Origin of the sequence: Caldimonas sp. (assembly GCF_046289365.1) — a bacterium.
GTDB lineage: Bacteria > Pseudomonadota > Gammaproteobacteria > Burkholderiales > Burkholderiaceae_C > Caldimonas.
In genome coordinates this window covers 3,628-25,464 of record NZ_JBKBVU010000028.1, presented here as the reverse complement: position 1 = coordinate 25,464, position 21,837 = coordinate 3,628, and the positions used below count along the sequence as shown (strand labels likewise).

At 69.8% G+C, this 21,837-nt stretch carries 19 protein-coding genes and 2 pseudogenes; 3 read left to right on the top strand and 18 right to left on the bottom strand.

Features of this window, described 5'->3' with window-relative positions; all coding sequences use genetic code 11:
• Window positions 1-17: 17 nt before the first annotated feature.
• Window positions 18-134: pseudogene (locus ACK42S_RS04945) on the top strand (ATP-binding cassette domain-containing protein); the annotation flags it as partial.
• Window positions 135-327: 193 nt separating this feature from the next.
• On the opposite strand, the gene ACK42S_RS04940 reads toward ACK42S_RS04945, so the two are convergent.
• The 8 genes from ACK42S_RS04940 to ACK42S_RS04905 form a co-directional block, all read right to left on the bottom strand.
• Complete coding sequence (locus ACK42S_RS04940) at window positions 328-2,481, bottom strand: FAD-dependent oxidoreductase (protein ID WP_409704084.1); 2,154 nt, start codon at window positions 2,479-2,481, stop codon at window positions 328-330.
• Window positions 2,478-3,113, bottom strand: a complete 636-nt coding sequence (locus ACK42S_RS04935; RefSeq protein ID WP_409704082.1) for a CDP-alcohol phosphatidyltransferase family protein — start codon at window positions 3,111-3,113, stop codon at window positions 2,478-2,480. The genes ACK42S_RS04940 and ACK42S_RS04935 overlap by 4 nt, the downstream gene beginning before the upstream one ends.
• Window positions 3,106-3,750, bottom strand: a complete 645-nt coding sequence (locus ACK42S_RS04930) for an ATP-binding cassette domain-containing protein (protein ID WP_409704080.1) — start codon at window positions 3,748-3,750, stop codon at window positions 3,106-3,108. The genes ACK42S_RS04935 and ACK42S_RS04930 overlap by 8 nt, the downstream gene beginning before the upstream one ends.
• Entirely contained in the window at window positions 3,747-5,423 is a 1,677-nt protein-coding gene (locus ACK42S_RS04925; RefSeq protein WP_409704078.1) for an ABC transporter permease, read from the bottom strand. Before ACK42S_RS04925 ends, ACK42S_RS04930 begins: the two co-directional genes overlap by 4 nt.
• Entirely contained in the window at window positions 5,399-6,589 is a 1,191-nt protein-coding gene (locus tag ACK42S_RS04920) for an ABC transporter substrate-binding protein (RefSeq protein ID WP_409704076.1), read from the bottom strand. The genes ACK42S_RS04925 and ACK42S_RS04920 overlap by 25 nt, the downstream gene beginning before the upstream one ends.
• Entirely contained in the window at window positions 6,586-7,149 is a 564-nt protein-coding gene (locus ACK42S_RS04915; protein ID WP_409704073.1) for a DinB family protein, read from the bottom strand. The genes ACK42S_RS04920 and ACK42S_RS04915 overlap by 4 nt, the downstream gene beginning before the upstream one ends.
• A 128-nt stretch (window positions 7,150-7,277) precedes the next feature.
• A complete protein-coding gene (locus ACK42S_RS04910; RefSeq protein WP_409704071.1) occupies window positions 7,278-8,573 on the bottom strand; it encodes a GGDEF domain-containing protein in 1,296 nt (431 codons plus the stop codon).
• 4 nt (window positions 8,574-8,577) lie between these two features.
• Complete coding sequence (locus tag ACK42S_RS04905) at window positions 8,578-9,783, bottom strand: GGDEF domain-containing protein (RefSeq protein ID WP_409704069.1); 1,206 nt, start codon at window positions 9,781-9,783, stop codon at window positions 8,578-8,580.
• Window positions 9,784-9,997: 214 nt separating this feature from the next.
• Between ACK42S_RS04905 and ACK42S_RS04900 the strand changes: the two genes are divergently transcribed.
• Complete coding sequence (locus ACK42S_RS04900) at window positions 9,998-12,514, top strand: ATPase, T2SS/T4P/T4SS family (protein ID WP_409704067.1); 2,517 nt, start codon at window positions 9,998-10,000, stop codon at window positions 12,512-12,514.
• 148 nt (window positions 12,515-12,662) lie between these two features.
• Here the strand turns inward: ACK42S_RS04900 and ACK42S_RS04895 are convergent, their stop codons facing one another.
• The 7 genes from ACK42S_RS04895 to ACK42S_RS04865 form a co-directional block, all read right to left on the bottom strand.
• Window positions 12,663-13,283, bottom strand: a complete 621-nt coding sequence (locus ACK42S_RS04895) for an ATP-dependent Clp protease proteolytic subunit (RefSeq protein ID WP_409704065.1) — start codon at window positions 13,281-13,283, stop codon at window positions 12,663-12,665.
• A 46-nt stretch (window positions 13,284-13,329) separates the two neighbouring features.
• A complete protein-coding gene (locus ACK42S_RS04890; RefSeq protein ID WP_409704063.1) occupies window positions 13,330-14,205 on the bottom strand; it encodes an SAM-dependent methyltransferase in 876 nt (291 codons plus the stop codon).
• A gap of 79 nt (window positions 14,206-14,284) precedes the next feature.
• The gene (locus tag ACK42S_RS04885) at window positions 14,285-14,584 is read right to left on the bottom strand and encodes a hypothetical protein (protein ID WP_409704061.1); all 300 of its coding nucleotides are present in this window, start codon (window positions 14,582-14,584) and stop codon (window positions 14,285-14,287) included.
• Window positions 14,585-14,589: 5 nt separating this feature from the next.
• Entirely contained in the window at window positions 14,590-14,844 is a 255-nt protein-coding gene (locus ACK42S_RS04880) for a MoaD/ThiS family protein (protein ID WP_409704059.1), read from the bottom strand.
• Window positions 14,845-14,851: 7 nt separating this feature from the next.
• The gene (locus tag ACK42S_RS04875; protein ID WP_409704057.1) at window positions 14,852-16,126 is read right to left on the bottom strand and encodes an NAD(P)/FAD-dependent oxidoreductase; all 1,275 of its coding nucleotides are present in this window, start codon (window positions 16,124-16,126) and stop codon (window positions 14,852-14,854) included.
• A 68-nt stretch (window positions 16,127-16,194) separates the two neighbouring features.
• Window positions 16,195-18,042, bottom strand: coding sequence for an aldehyde ferredoxin oxidoreductase family protein (locus tag ACK42S_RS04870; protein ID WP_409704055.1), 1,848 nt, complete (start codon window positions 18,040-18,042; stop codon window positions 16,195-16,197).
• A gap of 12 nt (window positions 18,043-18,054) precedes the next feature.
• Window positions 18,055-18,531: a 4Fe-4S dicluster domain-containing protein gene (locus ACK42S_RS04865; RefSeq protein WP_409704053.1), complete on the bottom strand. Its 477-nt coding sequence runs from the start codon at window positions 18,529-18,531 to the stop codon at window positions 18,055-18,057.
• Window positions 18,532-18,836: 305 nt separating this feature from the next.
• Between ACK42S_RS04865 and ACK42S_RS04860 the strand changes: the two genes are divergently transcribed.
• Window positions 18,837-20,003, top strand: coding sequence for a helix-turn-helix domain-containing protein (locus ACK42S_RS04860; protein ID WP_409704051.1), 1,167 nt, complete (start codon window positions 18,837-18,839; stop codon window positions 20,001-20,003).
• A 7-nt stretch (window positions 20,004-20,010) separates the two neighbouring features.
• Here the strand turns inward: ACK42S_RS04860 and ACK42S_RS04855 are convergent, their stop codons facing one another.
• From ACK42S_RS04855 to ACK42S_RS04845, 3 genes and pseudogenes are all read right to left on the bottom strand, one after another.
• Complete coding sequence (locus ACK42S_RS04855) at window positions 20,011-20,844, bottom strand: substrate-binding domain-containing protein (RefSeq protein WP_409704049.1); 834 nt, start codon at window positions 20,842-20,844, stop codon at window positions 20,011-20,013.
• Window positions 20,835-21,572, bottom strand: a complete 738-nt coding sequence (locus ACK42S_RS04850; RefSeq protein WP_409704086.1) for a phosphate ABC transporter ATP-binding protein — start codon at window positions 21,570-21,572, stop codon at window positions 20,835-20,837. The genes ACK42S_RS04855 and ACK42S_RS04850 overlap by 10 nt, the downstream gene beginning before the upstream one ends.
• 106 nt (window positions 21,573-21,678) lie before the next feature.
• Window positions 21,679-21,837: pseudogene (locus ACK42S_RS04845) on the bottom strand (ABC transporter permease); the annotation flags it as partial.

Sequence of the window (21,837 nt, the reverse complement as noted above, 5' to 3'; positions counted from 1 at the left end):
CCGGGCTCTCCCTGACAGTGGCCCCCGGGGACGTGGTGGGCGTGGTGGGTGCCAACGGAGCCGGCAAATCCACGCTGCTGCGGCTCCTCGCCGGCGTGGACCAGCCGCAGCAAGGTTCCGTCAGCCTCGCCCCCGCCGACGCCTTCGTTGGCTGGCTTCCCCAGGAGCACGAACGCGTGCAGGGTGAAACAGTGGCAGGCTACATTGCCCGCCGCACCGGCTGTGCCCAGCACGAGCAGGGCCGGCAGGAAGCGCCACAGCCGAAATCGATCGGAGGTCATGAGGAGCAGAGTCCGCGGCAGCGGCAAAGTTCAGCCGCGGTCACCATCACTCACCACGTCGCCAGGCGTGATAGCGCTCGACCCAGCGCAGCAAGGCCTCGGGCTTGTGGGCCTTCTTCCACTCGCCGGCGGCGTACTTGTTGGCCTCGGCCAGGGTGGGATAGATGTGGATGGTGCCGAGGATCTTGTTCAGCCCCAGGCCGTGCTTCATCGCCAGCACGAATTCGGCCAGCAGGTCGGCGGCATGCTCACCGACGATGGTCACGCCCAGGATGCGGTCTTTGCCGGGGACGGTGAGCACCTTGACGAAGCCGTGGGCCTGGCCGTCGGCGATGGCCCGGTCGAGGTCGTCGATGCCGTAGCGCGTGAGCTCGTAGGCCACGCCCTGGCGCCGGGCCTCGTCTTCGCTCAGGCCCACGCGGGCCACTTCGGGGTCGGTGAAGGTGGCCCAGGGGATGACCGAATAGTCGGCCTTGAAGGTCTTCAGCGGCCCGAAGAGCGCGTTCACGGCGGCATACCAGGCCTGGTGCGCGGCCACGTGCGTGAATTGGAAGGGGCCGGCCGCGTCGCCGGCGGCATAGATGTTCGGGTAGAGGGTTTCGAGATACTCGTTGGTCTCGATGACGCGCCCGGTGGGGATGCCCAAGGTGTCCAGGCCGTGGCCTTGCAGGCGCGCCACACGGCCCACGGCGCACAGGATCTCGTCACCCTCGATCACGACCTCCCGGCCATCGTGTTCGGCGATGAGGCGTTTCCCGTCGGGGCCCGGCTCGCAGCGCAGCGCGCGGTGGGCGGTGAGCACGCGCACGCCATCGCGTTCGAGCGATGCACGCACGAGACCCGCCGCGTCCTCGTCCTCCTTGAGCATCAGGCGCGGCGCCATCTCGACCTGGGTGACCTCGGACCCCAGCCGTGCAAAGGCCTGGGCCAGCTCGCAGCCGATGGGCCCGCCGCCCAGCACGATGAGGCGGCGCGGCAGCGCGCGCAGGCTCCACAGGGTGTCGGAGGTCAGGCAGCCCATCTCCTTCAGGCCCGGCAGGTCGGGCACGAAAGGTTCGGCGCCGGTGGCCAGGATCACTGCGCGGGTGGTCAGGGTCTGCACCGAGCCGTCTTCGCGGGTGATGGCCACCGTCCAGGGGTTGACGAGGCGGGCGTGACCCTGCACGACGTCCACGCCCAGGCCGGTGTAACGCGCCACCGAGTCGTGCGGCTCGATCTCGGCGATGACGCGGTGCACACGGTCCATCACTTGCGCAAAGTCGATCGACGGCGGCGTGTCGGCCAGGCCATGGCGCGAGGCGTGGCGCATCTGGTGAGCGAGCCTGGCCGTGCGGATCAGAGCTTTGCTGGGCACGCAGCCATAGTTCAGGCAATCGCCGCCCATCTTGTGGCGCTCGACCAGGGTGACCTTGGCGCGCACGGTGGCGGCGATGTAGGCCGACACCAGACCGGCGGCCCCGGCCCCGATGACAACGAGGTTGCGGTCGTAGCGGCGCGGGCGCACGCTGCGCCAGCGGGCATGGACGCGGCCGCGCTGCACGGCGCGCACCACCCGCCTGGCGATCCAGGGGAACACGCCCAGCAACACGAAGGAGCCGACCAGCGCGGGCGACAGGATGCCGGCCAGCGAGTCGATCCGCGCCAGTTGGGTGCCCGCGTTCACGTAGACCACGGTACCGGCCAACATGCCGAGCTGGCTCACCCCATAGAAGGTGCCCGCTTTCATGCGGGTGAGGCCCATCACCAGGTTGATGATGAAGAAGGGCACGATCGGCACGAGGCGCAGCGTGAAGAGGTAGAAGGCGCCATCGCGCTCGATGCCCGCGTTGATCTGCGCGAGCCGAGCGCCAAAGCGCCGCTGCACGGCCTCGCGCAGCAGATAGCGCGCCACGAGGAAGGCCAGCAGCGCGCCGATGCTGGACGCAAACGAGACGATCACCGTGCCCGCCACGAGGCCGAAGAGCGCCCCCCCGGCCAGCGTGAGCACGGCGGCCCCCGGCAGCGACAGCGCCGTGACGGCCAGGTAGACAAGGAAGTAGGCGGCGATCACCCTCGCAGGGTGGCGCGCGTAGAGTTCGGCCAGGGCAGCCTGCTGGCGCTTGAGTTCATCGAGGCTGAGGTAGCGCTGCAGATCGAAGGCGAAGAAGGCCACGACACCAGCAAGCACCAACGACAGCAGCAGAAGTTTGCGCACGTTCATGGGGTGTCCTTGTTCGAGGGGTTCGCACGGCCGAAGACCTGCCAGCCGGCCGCAAGGCGCGTGACCACGGTGAGCCCGCACAGCGCGGCAAAGCCATGGGCCCACCAGGCAAAGTGCTGGGGCCACAGGCACATCAGTGCAAAGCAGGTCAGCGTCTCGGTGGCTTCGGTGAAGCCGCCGAGGTAGTAGAAGCCTTTTTGCGGATAGGCCTGGCTGCGCAGGCCCTGGCGTTCGGCCAGCACGGCAAATGCGAGGAAGCTGCTGCCAGTGCCGATGAAGGCGGCCAGCAGCACGGCCGCCGGCAGGGCATTGGCCGGTGGGTCGGCCAGCGCAAACGCCAGCGGGATGCTGGCGTAGAAGAGGAAGTCCAGCGTGATGTCCAGGAAGGCGCCGCGGGGCGTGGGCCCGCTCAGGCGCGCGAGCGTGCCGTCCAGGCCGTCGCACAGGCGGCTCAGGAGGATCAGCGCAAGGCCAAGCAGGGGTTGTGACAGGGCGATCGCCACCGCCCCTCCCAGGCCGATCACGAAGCCGGCCCAGGTGACGGCATCGGCCCTCAGGCCCATGCGATGCAGGCCACGGGCCATCGGGTGCAGCAGCGGCTGCAACAGTCGCAACGCAGGGCGGTCAAGCATCGTGCCTCTCCGAAGTGCCCAGGGTCAGGACCTGGGCGCCTTCAGGCACGTCGGTCGCATCATGGGTCACCAGCACCGTCGGTATGCCCGCCTCGCGCGCCTGCGCAAACACGAAGGCACGGAAGCGCTCGCGCAGGGCCACATCCAGTCGCGAGAACGGTTCATCGAGCAGCAGGGCCTCGGGTCGGGCCAGCAAGGCGCGCAGCACCGCCACGCGCGAACGCTGGCCGCCCGAGAGCTGGTGCGGCCGGCGATCGCCCAGGCCGGCCAGTTCGGCCCGCGCCAGGGCGGCCCGGGCCTGGGCGACGCGTTCGGCACGCGGCCCGGCGGGCAGGGCAAAAAGCAGGTTCTCCAGCGCCGTGAGATGCGGAAAGAGCAGGTCGTCCTGGAAGAGGATGCCCACACGGCGTTGGGCCAGCGGCAGCGTGTGGATTTCGCGCCCGTTCAGGCGGGCCCTGCCCTGCGCCTGCAAGGCCGGCGGCAGCGTGCCGCACAGCCAGGCCAGCAAGCTGGACTTGCCCGAGCCGCTGGGGCCCATCACGGCCAGCACCTCGCCGGGGCCGACGGTGGCGTTCAACTCGTCGATCAGCCTGCGCGGGCCCAGCCGCAGGCTCACGCGCTCCAGGACCAGGCTCACGTGCGTTCCCTCCACGCGGCGCGATGCCCGATCCGGGCGGCCGCGGCAAAGGCCAGCACCGGCACCAGCATCTGCAGGGCCGCGAAGGCCGCCAGGGTGTGGCGCTGGCCGCCGGCGGCCAGCGTGAGGGCCTCGGTGGTCGCCGTGGGCACCCGGCCGGCCCCGAGAAACTGGGTGGGCAGGAACTGCGCCACGCTGACCGCCACGCCCACCGCCCACGCAGCGGCCAGCGGCGCACGCAGCAGCGGCAGCTTGATGGCCCACCAGTGGCGCCACTCGCTGCCGCGCAGCGACACCGCCACCTGGCGATAGCGCGCATCGTAGGCACGGTAGGCCGGTGCCAGCGCCACCCACACATAGGGCAGCACGAACAGGCCGTGCGCCCAGGCCACCGTCCACCACGTGCCGTCCAGGCCCAGTGCCAGTGCGCCACGGTACAGGCCCAGCGTGAGCAGCAGCGAGGGCAGCACCATGGGCGCATAGAGGGCCGGCGCACTGCGCAGGTCCCAGCGAGCGGGCGTGGCCTCCATCCAGGCCATCACCAGCAGCACGGCCGCAGACGACGACACCAGCGCCAGGCCCAGGGTGTGGCCCAGGACGACCGGCTGGCGCAGCGCCTGCGCCCAGGCCTGGGCCGTCCAACGCTCGGGCACCAGATCGGGAAAGGGCCAGACCCCGACGAAAGACACCCCCAGCACGGCGAGCATCACCAGACCGTACAGCGCGATGCCTGCGCCCAGCAGTGCCGGGCCGGACACCGGCGCGCGGCGGCTCGCAGAGCCTCGATCGCCTCGTGTGGCACGCCGGCGCCGCCAGCGCTGCGACAGTCGCCAAGTGAGCACGGCCAGCGCCAGGGTCGAGAGCCACAGGGCGCACAGCACGCCCACGGCCGCCGCCCCCTGGGCCTGGCGCTGCGGCGACGCATCGAGCAGCCATTGCCAGGCCAGCACGCCCAGGGTGGGTGGAGTGGTGGGCCCCAGCACCACGGCCATGTCCACCACCGTGATGCCATAGGCCAGCACGGCCGCCAGGGGCCACGCCAGCCGGGGCAGCAACTGGGGCCACAGCAGGCGATGCCAGGCGCGCACCGGCCCGTAGCCCATCGACGCGGCCACCGTCCGCTCGCGCTGCAGCCGCGCCCCTTCATGGCCCTGGTGCAGCAAGGCGGCCACGTTCCACAGGAGGTAAGGCACCTCCTTGGCCACGAGCGCCACCACGAGCGCCAGCCCCCAGCCATCGTTCACCGTGGGCCAGGGCGGCGGGGCGTCCCAACCGGCCCAGGGGGCCAGCAAACGCATCAAGACGCCGCTGGGCGTCACCAGCAGCGCCAGGCCGATCGCAAAGGCCAGATGCGGCAGCGACAGCACCGGCCCGAGCACACGCATCATCCAGGCCCAGGCCGCGCCCCCATGGAGGCGCGGCACCCACCACAGCACCACGACCAGGGCCAACGCCGTGCTGCCCAGGCCCGTGACCAGGCTGAGGCGCAAGGCGGGCAGGAACTGCGGATCAGCCCCCAGGGCCCGCCACCCGTCGGCCGATGCCACCTCGGCCGCCGCCGTGGCCAGCGCCACGGCCAGTGGGGCGGCAAAGAGCGCCAGCATCGGCAGCCCCAGCGCCAGCCGGGCCGTCGATGGCAGCGCCGGGCTCACACGCCGTAGCGCCGCGTCCATTCGCGCTCGATGGGTTCGACCCAGCTCGCATGCGGCTCGGGCCAGACCGGTGCCGGCTCACGCACCACCCCGGGCGCGTCGGCGCCGCTGAAATGGGCACGGTCGGCCGGGCTCAGGCGGTCCAGCGCCAGCACCGTGGGGTCGCCCCAGTGGCGGATGTCGGCCTTGCGCCCCTGGGCCAGCGGCGAGAGCAGGAAGTTGATCATCACCTGGGCCCCCTCCTTCGCGCGCGCGTTGAAAGGGATGGCGATGAAGTGCGTGTTGCCGATCGTCCCGCGCCGATGCTGCCAGCTCACCACCGTGTCGGGCAGCAGGCCTTGAGCGATGTGGTTGGCCGCGGCATTGGGGTTGAAGGTGAGTGCGATCCACAGCTCGCCGTCGCTCAGCATCTGGCGCAGCGCCGTGTCGTTGGCGGGGAACTGGCGGCCGCCGCGCCACAGGTGGCGATGGTGGGCGTCGAGCCAGGCCCACAGGGGGGCCGTGACCTCGGCGAAGGTCTCGGGCTGCACCGGGCGCTCCAACACACGGCGGTCGGGCAGGCTTTCCATCAGCACCTGCTTGAGGAAGGTGGTGCCGTGGAAGCTGGGCGGTCGGGGGTAGGTGAAGCGGCCGGGGTGGCGCGTGATGAAGGCGCCGAGTTCGTCCAGGCTGCGCGGCGGCGAGGGCACGCGCCGGCGGTCGCCAAAGAAGGTGAGCTGGGCCATGCCCCAGGGGGCCTCCATGCCCTCGACGGGCTCGGAGAAATCGATGCGCGTGGTGGGCTTGCCCTCGGTGTCCACCCAGCGGTGGTTGGGCAGGGTCTCGGCGAAGGGCCCGAAGAGCAGGCCTTCGCGCTTCATTGCCAGGAAGTTCTCGCCGTTGATCCACACCGCATCGACGCTGCCGTCACGCAAGCGGCCGGCCTGCTTCTCGGTGCGCACGCGCCGCACCACCTCGGCGGTGTCGGTGATTCTCACGTGTTCGAGCCGCACGCCATGGCGGCGCATCAGCTCGGCCCCAGCCCATTGCAGGTAGGCATTGATCAGGTCGCTGCCAGCCCAGGCGTTGAAATGCACGGTCTGGCCGCGGGCAGCGCGTTCGATGGCGGCCCAGTCGTTGCGGGCCCAGGCGTGGGCGAACACGCCCATCAGGGGCAGGCTCAGCAGGCGGCGGCGGTTCAGGGTCATGGGCGGGACGTCTCCGGAAGGTTCACCAGCGCGATCAGGTCGGTCACGCCCGGGTCGATGCCGGCTTGCATCAGCAGCGTGGTCACCTGCCCGCGGTGGTGGGTCTGGTGGTTGAAGAAATGACTCAGGGCCTGCCAGGTGGGATGCTCGCGGGCCTCGCCCCGGGTGTTGGCGTAGCGCATGGGACGCGAGACGACCGGCACCGTGAGGCGCTCGGCCAGATCCTCGATGGCCGCGTCCATCACGTCGCGATGCGCACGCATGGCCTCGAAGTCGTCGAAGAGCGGCATGTCCAGGCCACGGAAGACGCCCAGGTGCACGACCTCGGCCGGCAGCAGGTCGAAGGGCGTGCCCTGGTCCCGCAAACGCCCCAGCCACAGCTTGTCGGCAACGACCAGATGGTTCAGCGTGGCATGCACCGATCCGAAGTAGGCCCCGCAGTCACGCTTGCGTTGCGCATCGTCCAGCCGGGCGGCGGCCTCGTACAGCCGCCGGTTGAACCAGCGGTTGTAGCGGGCCATCCAGCGGTAAGAGTCGGTCAGGTCAGCCGGTCGGGTCATGAGAGGTCGCCTCGGAGTTCTGCGTCGGGACGGGCCCGAGTCCACGGGGCCGCCGCACCGGGGCGATCCGTCGGCCTGAGCGTAGATTCGGTGCAAACAGCCAACAGGTTACCTGCGTGGGCGCCCGTTCAGCGCCCAGCCGAGGAATTCCCCCAGGCGGGACGCGAAGCACCGAAGTCCGAGGGGGCGCTGGTCGTGGCGAACAGGCGCGAGTCCAGCCGGCTGGAGACGACCTCGGGCGAGGCATAGAAGCGAAGCCGGTTGCGGCCGGCCCGTTTGGCTTCGTACAGGGCTTCGTCGGCCTGGTGCAGCAGGTCCACGAGGTCCACACGCCGGGACTGCAGCATCGCCGCCGACGCATAGGCCACGCCGATGCTCATCGTGCAGCGCAGGAAACGGCTGCCGGTGTCGATCTCCAGAACTTCGAAGCTGTGGCGCAGCCGCTCGGCGAAAACGCGGGCGCCGGGCACGTCGGTGCCGGGCAGCACGAGACAGAACTCCTCGCCGCCCAGCCGGGCGAACAGATCGGTCTCACGCTTGGCCCGGTGCACCAGCGCCGACAGCGCCTTGAGCACCCGATCGCCCACCTGGTGGCCATGCTGGTCATTGACGTTCTTGAAGTGGTCGATGTCCAGGACCAGCACGGTCACCGACTGGCCCAACTGGGCCGACAGCGCCATCAGACGGCTGCTGCGGTCTTCGAAGCCGCGCCGGTTGAGCGCCCCGGTGAGGGGGTCGCGCACGGCCTCGGCCCGCAGCTTCTCGGCCAGGCGGAAGTTGACCAGCAGCACGAACAGCAGGGCCAGCGTGCCCGAGGCGACGAAGGACAACATCAGCAGCCAGGCATTGGCCTCGGGCAAGGCGTCGCGCCAATGCTGCGGCCCCGCCTGTGCCAGCACGGCGCCCCGCGTGATCCACCCGGCCGCCAGCACCAGGGCGCTGAGCAGCAGCCCGAGGTGGATCGCCAGGAAGCCCGGCCTCATGCTGTGCCAGGCCACCCAACCGACGTTCAACCACATCAGCGCCGCCACCGCCGAAACCCACAAGAGGCTGCCGAAGGACCGCCCCCCGGCTTCGAACACGAGGATGACGCTCACGGCAGCCGCCACCACGGTCAGGACCCCTCGCATGCGCATGCGCTGGCCCTGGAAGCGCCGCAGGCCCTCGCCCAGCAGGCCGATCCCCAGCAGTAACAAGCCCGAACCGAAGGCATAGGCGATCCGCCAGGCCGTGCCGGTGTGCAGCGCGGCCACGCCAGCCAGGCCCATGCCCAGCACCACCCAGGCCAGCGCGCGCGTCCAGACCTCCGGGCCTGGTTGGTCGGCCGCCACACGCCGCAGCAGGGCCAGCAGGCCCAGCACGATCAGTGACAGCAACATCATGGCCAGCAGCAGGCCCCAGTACTGTGGTGCGCCCAGGTTCATGGCCCTACCCTCCCGCCACAAGGACGGCAGGCTCGGTGCGCGGCCCCTCGGCCGAGGCCGACGGGGCCAGCACGCAGCGGTTGCGCCCTTGGGCCTTGGCGTCATACAGCGCGGCATCGGCCCGGGCGATCAGCTCGGTCCAGGAGGCCTGTGCACCGGGAGCCGAGGCCACGCCGAAGCTGGCGGTCAGCGGCAGGCGCTGCCCCTGCACCGAAAAGGCATGGGCCGCCACCACCGCCCGCAGGCGTTCGGCCTCGCGCAGGGCCTCAGGGCCGTCGGCGCCGGGCAGGACCACGGCGAACTCCTCGCCGCCGAGGCGGCCGACGAGGTCGGCCTGGGGCAGGTGCTCGGCCAGGAGCGCGGCAAAATCCCGCAGCACCGCATCGCCCTGGGCATGGCCATGGGTGTCGTTCACGCGCTTGAAGTGGTCGATGTCACAGGCCAGCACCGCCACCGGACGGCCCACCCGCCGGGCGAAGGCCAGCACGGTGCCCATCGCATCGTCCAGACCGCGCCGGTTGAGCACCCCGGTGAGCGGGTCTCGGATGGTCAACTGCAGCAGGGCCTCGTTCATCCGGGCCGTCATCAGCAGGGTCAGACCGCAGATGACCGCCAGCACGCACAGCGTGGTGACCATGCTGGCCAGTTGGATGCCCAGCATGCGCCCCACCCCGGGCAGCGCAACCCCCAGGGCGAGCAAACCCAGCGCGAGCAGACGCAACACGGCCAGCAAGGCGATCAGGCCGCAAGCCCCCTGCAGGAACAGCCGCACCGCCCGAAGCCCACCACTGCCGATGCCGCGCAGGCTCCACACCGCCGCCCCCATCAGGATGGCAATGCCACCGGTGCGCACGGCCAAGCGGGCCTCGGGGTTGGGAAACACCGCGACGAAGAACGCCGACAGCACCATCCCGGCGAACACCACGGTCCCGGCCAGCGTCCAGGGCCGACCCAGACGCAGGTAGTGCCTCAACCCGATGAGCAACAGCGCATAGCCCAGCAGCAGCAGGGGCTCGCGCAACAGCAGCAGCAGCGCCGGCAACTGCTCACCGCGCGCAATCAAGGCGCTGCCCAGGCCCAAGGGCAGAAAAGCCAAGACCCAGTAGCCCGCTCCCTCCGCGTCGGGGACGTAGGGAATCGTCAGGGCCAGCACCAGGGCCAGCAGCAGTCCCAGCACGGCGCTGGCCAGAGCAACGACGGAGAAGTCCAAGCGATGGGTCGTCAAAGCATGAGAAGGCGGCGCGCGTCGCACCAATGCGACAGTATGCCAAGCGCCGGCACACGCCAGCAAGGCGGGCGCTTCGCAGGCATCCGCGAAACAGGACGGCCGATGCCGGTTTATTCCGAGGCTCAGGCCGGTCGCCGGTGCCCGACAGTAGACGGCAGCCTGGGCAAGGTGCCCGCGGACTGCGCCGACCACGACCATGACGACCGACACCCTCCCGATGCCCTTGCACGAGGCGCCCGCTGTGCCTGCACGTGAGAAGTCCCGGCATGCCGCCTTCCGCTGGCCCACCCCGCCCTTTGCCGCCTACCCGGCCGCACAGGAACAGCAGCAGCCGATCGCATGTGACATCGAGGGCCTGAACCAGCGGCTCCTGTCGGGCCGGCTCATCTTCTTCGTGCCCGAGGAGCGGGTGGCCTATGTGCAAGTGCCGCCGGCACGCACGACGATGTCGCTGCGCTTCGAGCAGTTCCGCACCCTGACCCTGCGCGAGGTGCTGCCGGCCCAGCCTCTGGCCGAGCAGGACAACCGCGCCGGGCTGCTCGATGCCCGCCCGCGCACCCCTTACCGCGTGCACATGCGCCAGGGCCAGGCGCTGACCGGCGAGACGGTGGGCCATGTGGAGACCGACGCCGGGCTGTTCCTCTTCCCGCCGGTGGACGAGCACGGGGGCGTGCACCGGCTGTTCGTGCCGCGCTCGGCCTATGAGCGCGTCGAGCTCGGTCCACGCATCGGCGACGTGCTCGTCTCGCACCGGGCCGCCACGGCCGAGCAAGTCGAGCAGGCCGTGCGCGAGCAAGAGGCCCTGCGCGAGCGCAAGCTCGGCGACATCTTGCTCACTCGACAGATCGTCGAGCCCGAGCAGCTCAAGGCCGCCCTCGAACAGCAAGCGCGCATGCCGATGATGCGCATCGGCGAGGCCCTGGTGTCGCTGGGCATGATCACGCCGGCGCAGCTCGAAGAGGCCCTGGCGCAGCAACGCTCAGACCGCAGCGTGCCGCTGGGCGAGCTGCTGGTGCGCATGCAACTGGTCTCGCGCCAGGATCTGCAGACCGCGCTGGCCCACAAGATGGGCTATCCGTTGGTGGACGTGACGAACTTCCCCACCGACGTGGAGGCGCTGCGCAAGATCCCCTTCGCGATGGCCTCGCGCCTGGAGGTGCTGCCGCTGCAGCTGTGGGACGGGCGGCTCGCCGTGGCGATGGAAGATCCCTCGCAGCGCGAGGCCCTGGAGGAACTGGAGTTCGTCAGCCAGCTCAAGATCGTGCCCGCCCTGGCCCGGGTGGGCAGCCTGGGTCTGGCGATCCGCCAGGCCTACGAGAAGATCGGCAGCGACGTGTGGTCGCTGCACGCACAACTCGCGCCGATCGAGTTCGAGCCCGACACGGCCGGTCGTCTTGTCGAATCGCTGGAGAAGGACAGCCCCGCAGCCGCCGACGAGGGGATCGACGAGCCCTTGATCGAGCAGTCGGACAATTCGCTGGTGCGACTGATCAACACGATGATCGTCGATGCGCATCAGCAGGGGGCCTCCGACATCCACATCGAATGCTACCCGGGCCGCGAGAAGGTGAAGGTGCGCTTCCGCAAGGACGGCCTGCTGCAACCCTATCTGGAACTGCCCCACACCTACCGCAATGCCCTGGTCGCGCGCATCAAGATCATGTGCGACCTCGACATCTCCGAGCGCCGCAAGCCGCAAGACGGGAAGATCAACTTCGCCCGCTTCATGCCCGGGCACCGCTTGGAGCTGCGTGTGGCCACCATCCCCACGAACAACAACCTCGAAGACGTGGTGATGCGCATCCTGGCCTCGGCCAAGCCCATCCCGCTGGACCAGCTCGGCCTGGCCAGCGACAACCTCGAGCGACTGCAGCAGGCGATGGAGCGCCCGCACGGCCTGGTGCTGTGCGTGGGCCCCACCGGCTCGGGCAAGACCACCACGCTGCATTCGGCGTTGAGCTACATCAACGTGCCCGAACGAAAGATCTGGACGGCCGAGGACCCGGTGGAGATCACCCAGCCCGGGTTGCGCCAGGTGCAGGTCAACCCCAAGATCGACTGGACCTTTGCCAAGGCCCTGCGCGCCTTCCTGCGCGCCGACCCCGATGTGATCATGGTCGGCGAGATCCGCGATCAGGAAACCGCGCAGATCGCGATCGAGGCCTCGCTCACCGGACACCTCGTGCTGTCCACCCTGCACACCAACAGCGCACCGGAGACCGTCACGCGCCTGCTCGACATGGGCATGGACCCCTTCAACTTCGCCGACTCGCTGCTGGCCGTGCTGGCGCAGCGCCTGGTGCGCCGGCTGTGCAACGAATGCCGCACCAGCCGCCCCGCCACCGCCGAGGAAGTCGAGGAACTGCTGGCCGACTACCTGCACGTGTGCCCGAAGGACGACCCGCGCTTCACGCGCGAAGCCGTGCTGAACGGCTGGATCGAGCGCCACGGCCGTGACGGCCGCCTGATGCACCACGACAGCCCCGGCTGCGAAAAATGCAACCACACCGGCTTCAGGGGCCGGGCGGGCCTGCATGAGCTGATGGTGGTCAGCCGCGAGTTGCGCCACCTGATCCAGACCGGCGCGCGCGCCGACACCCTGTTGCGCCAGGCCCTGTCCGAGGGGCTGCGCACCCTGCGACAGGACGGCATCCTCAAGGTGCTGGCCGGCGTGACCACGCTGGCCGAGGTGCGCGCCACCAGCACCGCATAGGTGGCCTGAACCTCAACCCAGCCAGCGGCTAACACTCACGCACACCCTCGGCCGAGCACTGCACCCCACGCGAGCCGGGTCAGGCCGGCGAGGCACAGGTGTTGCGCCGGCACGGCGTGCGCGAGCACGACCAGGCGCCTTGCGGCGTTCAGCCCAGCTCCGTGTAGCGCTCGATGATGCGCGAGACGATGCCGTAGTCGATCGCCTCCTGCGCGTTCATCCAATAGTCGCGCTCCATGTCGGCCTGCACCTTCTCCAGCGGTTGCCCGGTGGCCGCCGCGGTGTGGCGGGCGATGCGCTCGCGGATGCGCAGGATCTCGCGCGCCTGGATGGCGATGTCGGTGGCCTGGCCGCCAGCGCCGCCGCCGGGCTGGTGGATCATGAAGCGCGTGTTGGGCAGGCACACACGGCGCTCCCTGGGCGCGGCCAGGAAGATGTGCGTACCGGCACTGGCCACCCAGCCGGTACCGATGGTGGTGACCGGTGCACGCACGAAGCGGATCATGTCGTGGATGGCATCGCCCGACTCCACATGGCCGCCCGGCGAGGACACCAGCACGTGGATCGGGGCATCGGACTCCTGCGCCATCGCGATCAGCTTCTCGCAGGTCGTGCGCGCGACGGCCGGATTGATCTCGCCAAAGACCAGGATGAAGCGCGACTGGAAGACCAGACGCTCGGCGAGGTTGCCCGCCTTGTCGGACTTCTCGGCCTTGTCGCCCGGTTCACCGCCCCGCACGGGGTCGTTCGCAAGGAAGAAAGGATGCATGGTCGTCGGTTCCTCTGCACACAGGAATTCCTGCAACGATAGCGCATCAGGGCGCACTGCAGCCGGCGCTGCCGGCGCGCTCGAACCGCAGGCCCGTGCGTGCCCAGGCGGCATCGCCGGAGTGCACCAGGTGAAGCTGCCCGCCTTCGAGCGACCAGCGCCACGTCCCGTCCGTGCCGCGTCCTGCCTGCAGCGCGGCGAGCCACCGCCCGTGGATACGCCCCACCAGTCCCAATGCCGCCCGGCCCTCGCGGCCCAAGGTGGCATCGAACACCTGATGGCGCTGGCGCAGGCTCAGCGTCAGGCCTCGTCCGTCGCCGAGACCGCACCACAGCCCCTCCACCCGCGCCGGCACCACCCACAGGTACAAGCGGCTGAGCTTCTCGCGGCCCACCGGTTTGTCGGGCACGTCCAGGGTGCGGCTCTCATCGGGCAGCCAATCGCCCAGGTCCCAGTCGTGCGAAACGATGCGGGTGCCGGGGGCCAGTTGCTCCAGCCGCGGCCGCAGCGCCAGATTGACCTCGGGCAGCAGGTACATCGTGACCACGCTGGCATGCGACAGGTCGGTGTGGAACAGGTCCTGCACACGAAACTCGGTGCGGTCGGCCACGCCGGCCTGGCGCGCATTCACGATGCTGCGGGCCACCAGCTCCGGCACGATCTCCACCCCCAGACCGCGGGCCCCGAAGCGGCGTGCCGCGGTGATGACGATGCGGCCATCGCCCGAGCCGAGATCGACGAGGAAATCGTCCGGCCCTACTCGGGCGAGCTCCAGCATCGCCTGGGTCACGTGGTCGGGGGTGGTGATGAAGGGCACCTCGTCGGCGGCATGCACCGGGGCCATCGGCACCCAGCCAGCGACGGCGAGAAGACCGGGGATCGCCGCGCGCAGGCGGCGCAGCACGAGGGACAGGACGGACATAGAGGAACCCGCAGGGTGATGCTCGACAGCCGCCACCATACCAAGCCGGCCGCGTGCAGCAGGCGGGCCGGCGCCGGCCTCATCCCCCGCCGCGCTGCATGTACAAGTCAAAGTGGCGCATGAAGGCCTGTCGCTGAGCCGGCCCCACCCCCTCGAAGCGGAAGGACACGAACAGGCGCGGCAATTGCACCAGCGCGATCCGCCGCGGCGGCAGGGGCTGCCAGCGCAGATGCAGGCAGCCGGCGCCGAGCGCCACCTGCGCCCGTCCCGGCTGCAACCGCAGCGCGGCCTGGGCGACCGCGCCTGGCAGCCATCCCAGCCATTCGGCCTCGGTGCAGCCCATCTCCCGCTCGAAGCACTCGGGATAGTGCGACTGCATGGCCCTCAGCCCCCGGCGATGGGGGGCCAGATCGCCAACACGTCGCCCTCCTGCAGGCGGCGGGTGGAGCGCTCCTGCGGCGGCACGAAGACGCCGTTGACCAGCACCAGGTGCACGAGCTTCATCGGCAGGTTGAACGGGGCCACGATCTGCTCGATCGTGGCCTGCGGATCCACATCGAGCTCGATGCGGTTGTCGCTGCGCGCCTGCGGCGGCAGGTAATCGGTCAGTGTGGCGTAGAGCTTGAAGGTGATCTTCATGGGCACATCATGCCGCGGCTTTCAGCCGGGCCGCCTGCCACTGGTGCTGCGACTGCGCGCAGGCGAGGTAGGCCTCCATCAGCCGCGTGGGCTCGCGCAGCAGGCGGTCCTTCCACGCGCCCAGGCGCACCCGGCCTTCCACCAGGCCGCGCATCACCCCCACATGGTCGGTCCAGCCGATGCTGTTGCAGCCCACCAGACGATCCCCGTCGAACTGCAGGCTCAGGTGCTTCCAGCCGGCCTCGTCGGTGAGTTCCACCCGATCACCCCCCGGCACCCCTTGCCAGTCCCCGAAGCTCGTGCTGATGAGCCCCAGAGTGTCAAGCACGTTGATCTGCGTCACGCCTTTGAGCACGGCCGCCTTGCCGGCCATGTTCATCGCTGCGACGTAGGCCTGGTCGGCCGCGTTGGGCTGGATCGCGCTGACGATGGGCCGGCCCGTCACCAGGTCCAGCGCCTCGGCGCAGTCGCCGGCGGCATAGATGCCCGGGACGTTGGTGCGCATGTGCTCATCGGTCAACACCCCCTGCAGGCAAGTCACACCCGAGTTCTCGAGGAAGCCGATGTTGGGTTTCACGCCGGTGGCGCTGATCACGAGATCGACGCTCAGGTGCTGTCCGTTGGACAGACGCACCTTCAGCGGCGTGCCGCTCTCGATGGCCTCCACGCGCGTGCCGGTGAAGACCGTCACCCCCTTGGATTCCACCCAGCGCTTGATCATGCCACCGGCCGTGGGCCCCATCATGCGCGGCACCATGCGATCGCCCATTTCCACCACCGTGAGCTGCACGCCCCGCATGGCCAAGGCCTCCATGATGATGCAGCCGATGAAGCCGGCGCCCATCTGCAGCACACGTGCACCCTTGACCGCCAGGCGCTCGATGGCGCGCGCGTTCTCCAGCGTCCAGCAGGGATGCACGCCGGGCAGGTTCATGCCGGGGATGGGCGGGCGCACCGGGCTGGAGCCGGTGGCGATCAGCAAGGTGTCGAAGCCAAGCACGCTGTCGTCATCGAGCGTGAGGCGGCGCGCGGCTGCGTCGAGCCGCTTGGCGCGCTGCTGGCGCACCTGGATGTTCAGGCGCTGGAAGTGATCGGGGGCCTTGCGCAGGTAGGTGCCCGGCTCGCCGATGTTGCCGATCAGCAGGTAGGGAATGGCCATGCGCGAGTACGGTGGCTCGCGCTCGTCGCCGATCAGGACGATCTCGTCGCGCGGGGCGTGCTTGCGCAAGGTCTCCGCGGCGATCACGCCGGCCGGGCCGGCGCCGAGGATGACGTGCTTCATGAAAGGCTCCAAAAAACAAGGGGCGGCGCCAGCGCGCTGGGCCGCCCCACGGGGTCAGACAGCCGGGGTCACAGGCCCAGGCGGGCGCGCGTCTCCGGTTTGAGCTGGCCATCGGGTGTCCAGCCGCGCACCTCGTAATACTTGGGCAGCATCTCGGGCAGCTTGCTGGTCAGACCCTTGGCCGGTCCGGTCTTGGCCCCTTCGTTGAGCAGACGCGGCGGCAGGGTGTCGTCCTTGGCGGTGAAGCCGGCCCGGTTGTTGAAGTCGCGCTCCATGTTCCAGATGCGCTCGCCCACCTCGTTGAGGTATTCCAGCGTGAACTCCTCGCCACAGGCCGCGGCCACCTGCGGCTGCACATCGGCCAGGCCCCAGGCGAAGCTGGTGAAGATGCAGATACCGGCGGAGTCGAACACGGCCGTGGCGTCCTGGAAGGCCTTGACCAGCTCGGGCTTGCCATCGGCCACCAGCGGGTCGGTTTTCATCGGGATGCCCAGGATCTCGGAGGCCACGGTGTAGCTGCGCAGGTGGCAGGCTCCGCGGTTGCTGGTGGCATAGGTCAGGCCCATGCCTTGGATACCGCGGGCATCGTAGGCTGGGAACTCCTGGCCTTTGACACTCATCGACAGCTCGGGATGGCCGTACTTCGCGCAAAGCCGCTTGCTGCCCTGCCCGATCTCCTTGCCGAAGCCCACGCCCTTGGCCGTCATGTCGGCCAGCTCGCACAGGGCCTTGGCCGAGCCGAAGGGCGCCTCGATGCCGATCTGCTCCTTCTTGAGCACGCCCATCTCGTAGAGCTCCATCACCGCACCGATGGTGGCGCCAAAGGAGATCGGGTCCATGCCCTGTTCGTTGCAGATCAGGTTGGCATACTGCAGCGCCTCCAGGTCGTTCACGCCGTTGGCTGCGCCCAGCGCCCAGGCCGCCTCGTACTCCAGGCCGCCGGAGGCCCCCCAGTACTGCGGCTTGTTCTCCACCGAGAAGTGGGTCTGGTCGATCTTGCTGATGCGACCGCACGCGATGGTGCAGCCGAAGCAGGCCTGGTTGGTCACGAGCTGGGGTTTGCCATCGCTCTTGCGCGGCGTGGCCATGGCCTCGGCCGAGATGTCCTTGGCCCCTTCGAACTGGCTGTCACGGTGGTTGCGCGTGGGCAGCGCCCCCACCTCGTTGATCACGTTCATCAGCACCTGGGTGCCATAGGTGGGCAGGCCCTGGCCGGTGACGGCGTTGTCGGCGAGGATCTTCTTCTTCTCGAAGGTGACCTTCATGAACTCCTTGGGGTTGGCGATGTTGCCCACGCCCTTGGTGCCGCGCACGGCGATGGCCTTGAGGTTCTTGCTGCCCATCACCGCGCCCACGCCGGAGCGGCCGGCAGCGCGGTGCAGGTCGTTGACCACCGCGGCGAACAGGACCAGGTTCTCGCCCGCCTGCCCGATGCTGGAGATGCGGGTGAGCGGGTCCTGGTGCTGCTTCTTGATGATCTCCTCGGTCTCCCACACCGACTTGCCCCACAGATGGGCGGCATCGCGCAGCTCGGCCTTGTCGTCTTCGATGGACAGATAGACGGGCTTGGGTGACCGGCCCTCGAAGATGACCATGTCCCAGCCGGCCATCTTCAGCTCGGCGCCCCAGTAGCCGCCCGAGTTCGAGCAGGCGATGGCGCCGGTCAGCGGCCCCTTGGTGACCACCGTATAGCGCCCGCCGGTGGAGGCCATCGTGCCCGTCAGCGGGCCGGTGGCCCAGATGATCTTGTTGTCCGGCGACAGCGGATCGACCTTCGGGTCGATCTCGCTGGTCAGGTACTTCGATGCGAGGCCACGCGAACCCAGGTACTGCTTGGCCCAGGTCATGTTCAGCGGTTCGCTCTTGCACTCACCGGTGGTGAGGTTCACGCGCAGGATCTTGCCAGCCCAGGACATGATGCACTCCTTTCAGGCGGCTGCCGGTTGGTTGCCGAGCTTGTCGGCCCAGGCCTTCATGCGGTCCAGGCCGGTCCAGTTGGCATCGACGAAGGTGATGGCCTGGGTGGGGCAGGCTTCGGCACAGGCCGGCTTGCCGCCGCACAGATCGCATTTCTGGACCTTGCCGGTCTCCTGCACGTAGTTGATGGTGCCGAAGGGGCAGGCGATGGTGCAGACCTTGCACCCCACGCAGGTGGTTTCGCTCACCACCTTGGCGCCGGTCATCTTGTCGATCGTGATGGCCTCCACCGGGCAGGCATGCAGGCACCAGGCCTCGTCGCACTGTGTGCAGGTGTAGGGCACCTTGCGGCCGGTGTGGTGGAAGTCGAAGACCTTGATGCGCGACTTGGACGTCGCATACACCCCGTAGTTCTCGAAGCTGCAGGCCATCTCGCATTGCAGACAGCCGGTGCACTTCTCGGGATTGATGTGCAGAACCTTTTGCATGGCTCGCCTTTCGGTTGGCTGGTGGGTTCGTGCGGCGCGGCATGGCCGCGCCCTGGTCCGGTGCGATGCAATCTTCTTCCGAGGCCGCGAGGCTGCAAACCTAGGCCTAACCCGGGTTTTCCGGGGGGTCCGGCGCGGCCGCTGTTCCAGGCTGGGACACCTGCCCCCGGGCGGCCCCGCCTTGGCAAGCCGCCCCCCCGGTGCCACACTGGCAGGCGGTGATCGCCTCCGGCCGCCGTGTCGCGGCCGGGGCCCGGCGATCGCCGCCGCGGGCGACACGCCCGACCCGAAGGCCAGGAGACGCCATGCCCCCGTTCGACAGCCCCGCCGGACGCTCCCGCGAGCCCTGGGCACCCACCGGCTCGGCCCTGGTGCCAGCCGCCCACGACAGCGCGATTGCGCGCAGCCACGAACGCTGCGCCGCCCTGGGCGTGGACGCCCGTGCCGTGCCGGACCTGAGCCCCGTGCCCCAGACCCGCCTGCGCGAGATGCGCGAGCGCAACCAGCGGCTGTGGCGACATGCGGTGCCGGTGATGGAGATGCTGTTCGAGCAGATCGTCTTCACCCGCAGCCTGGTGGTGCTCACCGACAGCCAGGGCACCATCCTGCACAGCCTGGGCGACGACGGCTTCATGGAAAAGGCCCAGCAGATCGCCCTGGCGCCCGGCGTGAACTGGTCCGAGGCCACCAAGGGCACCAACGCGATCGGCACGGCCCTGTTCGACGAGACGCCCACGCTAGTGCATGGCAGCGAGCACTTCGTGCGGGCCAACCACTTCCTGACCTGCTCGGCCTGCCCCATCTTCGACCATGCGGGCCAGGTGATGGGAGTGCTGGACGTGACCGGCGACCAGCGTTCCTACCACCCGCACACGCTGGCGCTGGTGAGCCTGTCGGCCCAGATGATCGAAAACCACTGGTTCAGCGACCGCTTCCGCCAGGGGCTGCGGCTGCATTTCCATCCGCGGCCCGAGATGCTGGGCACGGTGCGCGAGGGCCTGCTGGCGGTGTCCCCCGACGGGGCTGTGCTGGGCGCGAACCGTACCGCCTTGCAGGAGCTCGGCCTCAGTGCCGCGGCCCTGCGGGTGCAGGGGCTGCAGGCCGTGCTCGGGGTCACCGTCGGCGAGGTCATCGACCATTGCCGGCGCCACGGCGACGAACCGCTGAAGGTCGCGTCGCAGTGCCCCGGCCGGCCCGAGCGGGCGCTCTATCTGCGCGCCTTCTTCAACTGGCCCACCCTGTGGCCCAGTGCACCCACGGCCGCAATGCCCCCGCCGGCGCTCGTCGAGCGGCCGGCGACGCCCGCCACCGCCGCTCCTGCGGCGGCCACGCTGCAGGCCGTCGAGCTGGAGACCATCCGCCGCGCCGTCGCCGCCGCTGGCGGCAATGTCTCGAAAGCGGCCCGGCAACTGGGCATCGGGCGCAACACCTTGTACCGCAAGCTGCGCAAGGCAGGCACCTCGCCGGCTTGACCTCCGCTCAAGGAGCGGTCTTCGCGTTCGGGAAGAACAAAGGCTCGCCACCGATGCGGTAGGCCGCGATCGCCGCCTGCCCGGCGTCGGAGACCACCCAGTCGACGAAGGCCTGCGCCAGCTCGCGCTTCACATGCGGATGGCGCGCCGGGTGGACCACGATCACGCCATATTGGTTGAACAGCCGCCGGTCCCCCTCGACCAACACGGCCAGGTCGCCGCGGTTCCTGAACGACAGCCAGGTGCCGCGGTCGGTGAGCACGTAGGCCTGGCTGCCGGACGCGATGTTCAGCGCCGGCCCCATGCCGCATCCGCAGGCCTTGTAGCCGCTCACGCGGGTGTCGGGCGCATCGATGCCCGCAGCCTTCCAATAGCGCAGTTCGGCCGCATGGGTGCCGCTCTTGTCGCCGCGGGAGATGAAGGGGGCGCCGGCGGCCGCCACCTTGCGCAAGCCGGCCACGATGTCGCGCCCCCTGACGCCCGCCGGGTCGCTGCTCGGGCCCACGAGCACGAAATCGTTGTACATCACCGCAAAGCGCTTCAGGCCGAAGCCTTCGGCGACGAACTTCTCCTCGGCGTCCTGGTCATGCACGAAGACAACATCCGCATCGCCCCGCCGGCCTATCTCCAGCGCCTGGCCGGTGCCCAGGGCCACCACCCGCACCTCGATCCCGGTGGCCTGCCGGAAGGCCGGCAGCAGGTGGGCGAACAGGCCGGACTGCTCGGTCGAAGTCGTCGAGGCCATCACGATGAAACGCTCCTGAGCCTGCGACAGGCCCGCTGCGGCGGCCAGCAGCCCGAGGGCGGCCAGGCGAATCAGTCGCCCGCGTGTCAGCGCCATGGCAGTTCTCCTTTGAGGAAGAGTTGCGCCTGTCGCGGCAGCTCGCCGTGGAAGAAGCGATCGACATCGACATCGGCCAGCAGCCGGCCCTGCTCGAGGTAGACGACACGGGTGGCCAGGCGCCGCACCTGGCCCAGGTTGTGCGAGCTCATCAGCACGGTGAGCCCCTGGCCGGCGAACTGCTCGATCAAGGCCTCCACCTCACGCTTGGCCGAGGGGTCCAGGCTGGCGGTGGGCTCGTCCAGCAGCAGCACATCGGGCTGCAGGGCCCAGGCCCGTGCCAACGCCACGCGCTGCTGCTGACCGCCCGACAGCACCCGGGCCGCCCGGTCGGCCTGGGTGTGCAGCCCCACCCGGCGCAGGGCTTCATCGGCACGCGCGGCGCATTCACGCCAGGGCACACCGGCCAGCCACAGGCCCAGGGCCACGTTGTGGCGCACGCTCAGCCGCAGCATGTGCGGGCGCTGGAACACCATCGCCTGGCGCCAGGCCCGTCCGTCCTCACGCCGGCCGCAGTACCGGCGGCCTTCGGTCAGCGGCACCAGCCCATGCAAGACCCGCAGCAGCGTGCTCTTGCCCGAACCATTGGCCCCGACGAAGGCGATCCGCTCGCCGGCATGCACTTTGAGGTCCACGCCGTGCAGCGCCGTCTTGCCGCCAAAACGCACGCTGGCGCCCTCCAGCCCGATCTGCAGGGCCGGCTGCGCGCGCGACGAGCGGCTCACCAGGCGCAAAGGCGTCGACGATGCGCTCACTGCACGATCCTCCGGTTGCTGCGTGACCGCGTCCCCGACGGAAGGACGCGCTCTCTTCGGAGCAGCCGTGCGCGAGCGCTCATGCGTCGGCCTCGTCCTGCCGTTCGCGCCACTGGCGCAAGGCCGCGATCAGCACGTTCAGCGCCAACACCACCGCCAGCAGCACCAGCCCCAGTCCCAGGGCCAGCGGCAGGTCGCCCTTGCTGGTCTCCAGCGCGATCGCGGTGGTCATCACGCG

Coding starts and splice junctions, on each gene's coding strand:
- ACK42S_RS04920 (WP_409704076.1), bottom strand. CDS start 6,589: ATGACCCTGAACCGCCGCCGCCTGCTGAGCCTGCCCCTGATGGGCGTG.
- ACK42S_RS04880 (WP_409704059.1), bottom strand. CDS start 14,844: ATGAAGATCACCTTCAAGCTCTACGCCACACTGACCGATTACCTGCCG.
- ACK42S_RS04875 (WP_409704057.1), bottom strand. CDS start 16,126: ATGAAGCACGTCATCCTCGGCGCCGGCCCGGCCGGCGTGATCGCCGCG.
- ACK42S_RS04900 (WP_409704067.1), top strand. CDS start 9,998: ATGACGACCGACACCCTCCCGATGCCCTTGCACGAGGCGCCCGCTGTG.
- ACK42S_RS04865 (WP_409704053.1), bottom strand. CDS start 18,531: ATGCAAAAGGTTCTGCACATCAATCCCGAGAAGTGCACCGGCTGTCTG.
- ACK42S_RS04870 (WP_409704055.1), bottom strand. CDS start 18,042: ATGTCCTGGGCTGGCAAGATCCTGCGCGTGAACCTCACCACCGGTGAG.
- ACK42S_RS04925 (WP_409704078.1), bottom strand. CDS start 5,423: ATGGACGCGGCGCTACGGCGTGTGAGCCCGGCGCTGCCATCGACGGCC.
- ACK42S_RS04935 (WP_409704082.1), bottom strand. CDS start 3,113: ATGCTTGACCGCCCTGCGTTGCGACTGTTGCAGCCGCTGCTGCACCCG.
- ACK42S_RS04910 (WP_409704071.1), bottom strand. CDS start 8,573: ATGAACCTGGGCGCACCACAGTACTGGGGCCTGCTGCTGGCCATGATG.
- ACK42S_RS04860 (WP_409704051.1), top strand. CDS start 18,837: ATGCCCCCGTTCGACAGCCCCGCCGGACGCTCCCGCGAGCCCTGGGCA.
- ACK42S_RS04895 (WP_409704065.1), bottom strand. CDS start 13,283: ATGCATCCTTTCTTCCTTGCGAACGACCCCGTGCGGGGCGGTGAACCG.
- ACK42S_RS04940 (WP_409704084.1), bottom strand. CDS start 2,481: ATGAACGTGCGCAAACTTCTGCTGCTGTCGTTGGTGCTTGCTGGTGTC.
- ACK42S_RS04890 (WP_409704063.1), bottom strand. CDS start 14,205: ATGTCCGTCCTGTCCCTCGTGCTGCGCCGCCTGCGCGCGGCGATCCCC.
- ACK42S_RS04855 (WP_409704049.1), bottom strand. CDS start 20,844: ATGGCGCTGACACGCGGGCGACTGATTCGCCTGGCCGCCCTCGGGCTG.
- ACK42S_RS04915 (WP_409704073.1), bottom strand. CDS start 7,149: ATGACCCGACCGGCTGACCTGACCGACTCTTACCGCTGGATGGCCCGC.
- ACK42S_RS04885 (WP_409704061.1), bottom strand. CDS start 14,584: ATGCAGTCGCACTATCCCGAGTGCTTCGAGCGGGAGATGGGCTGCACC.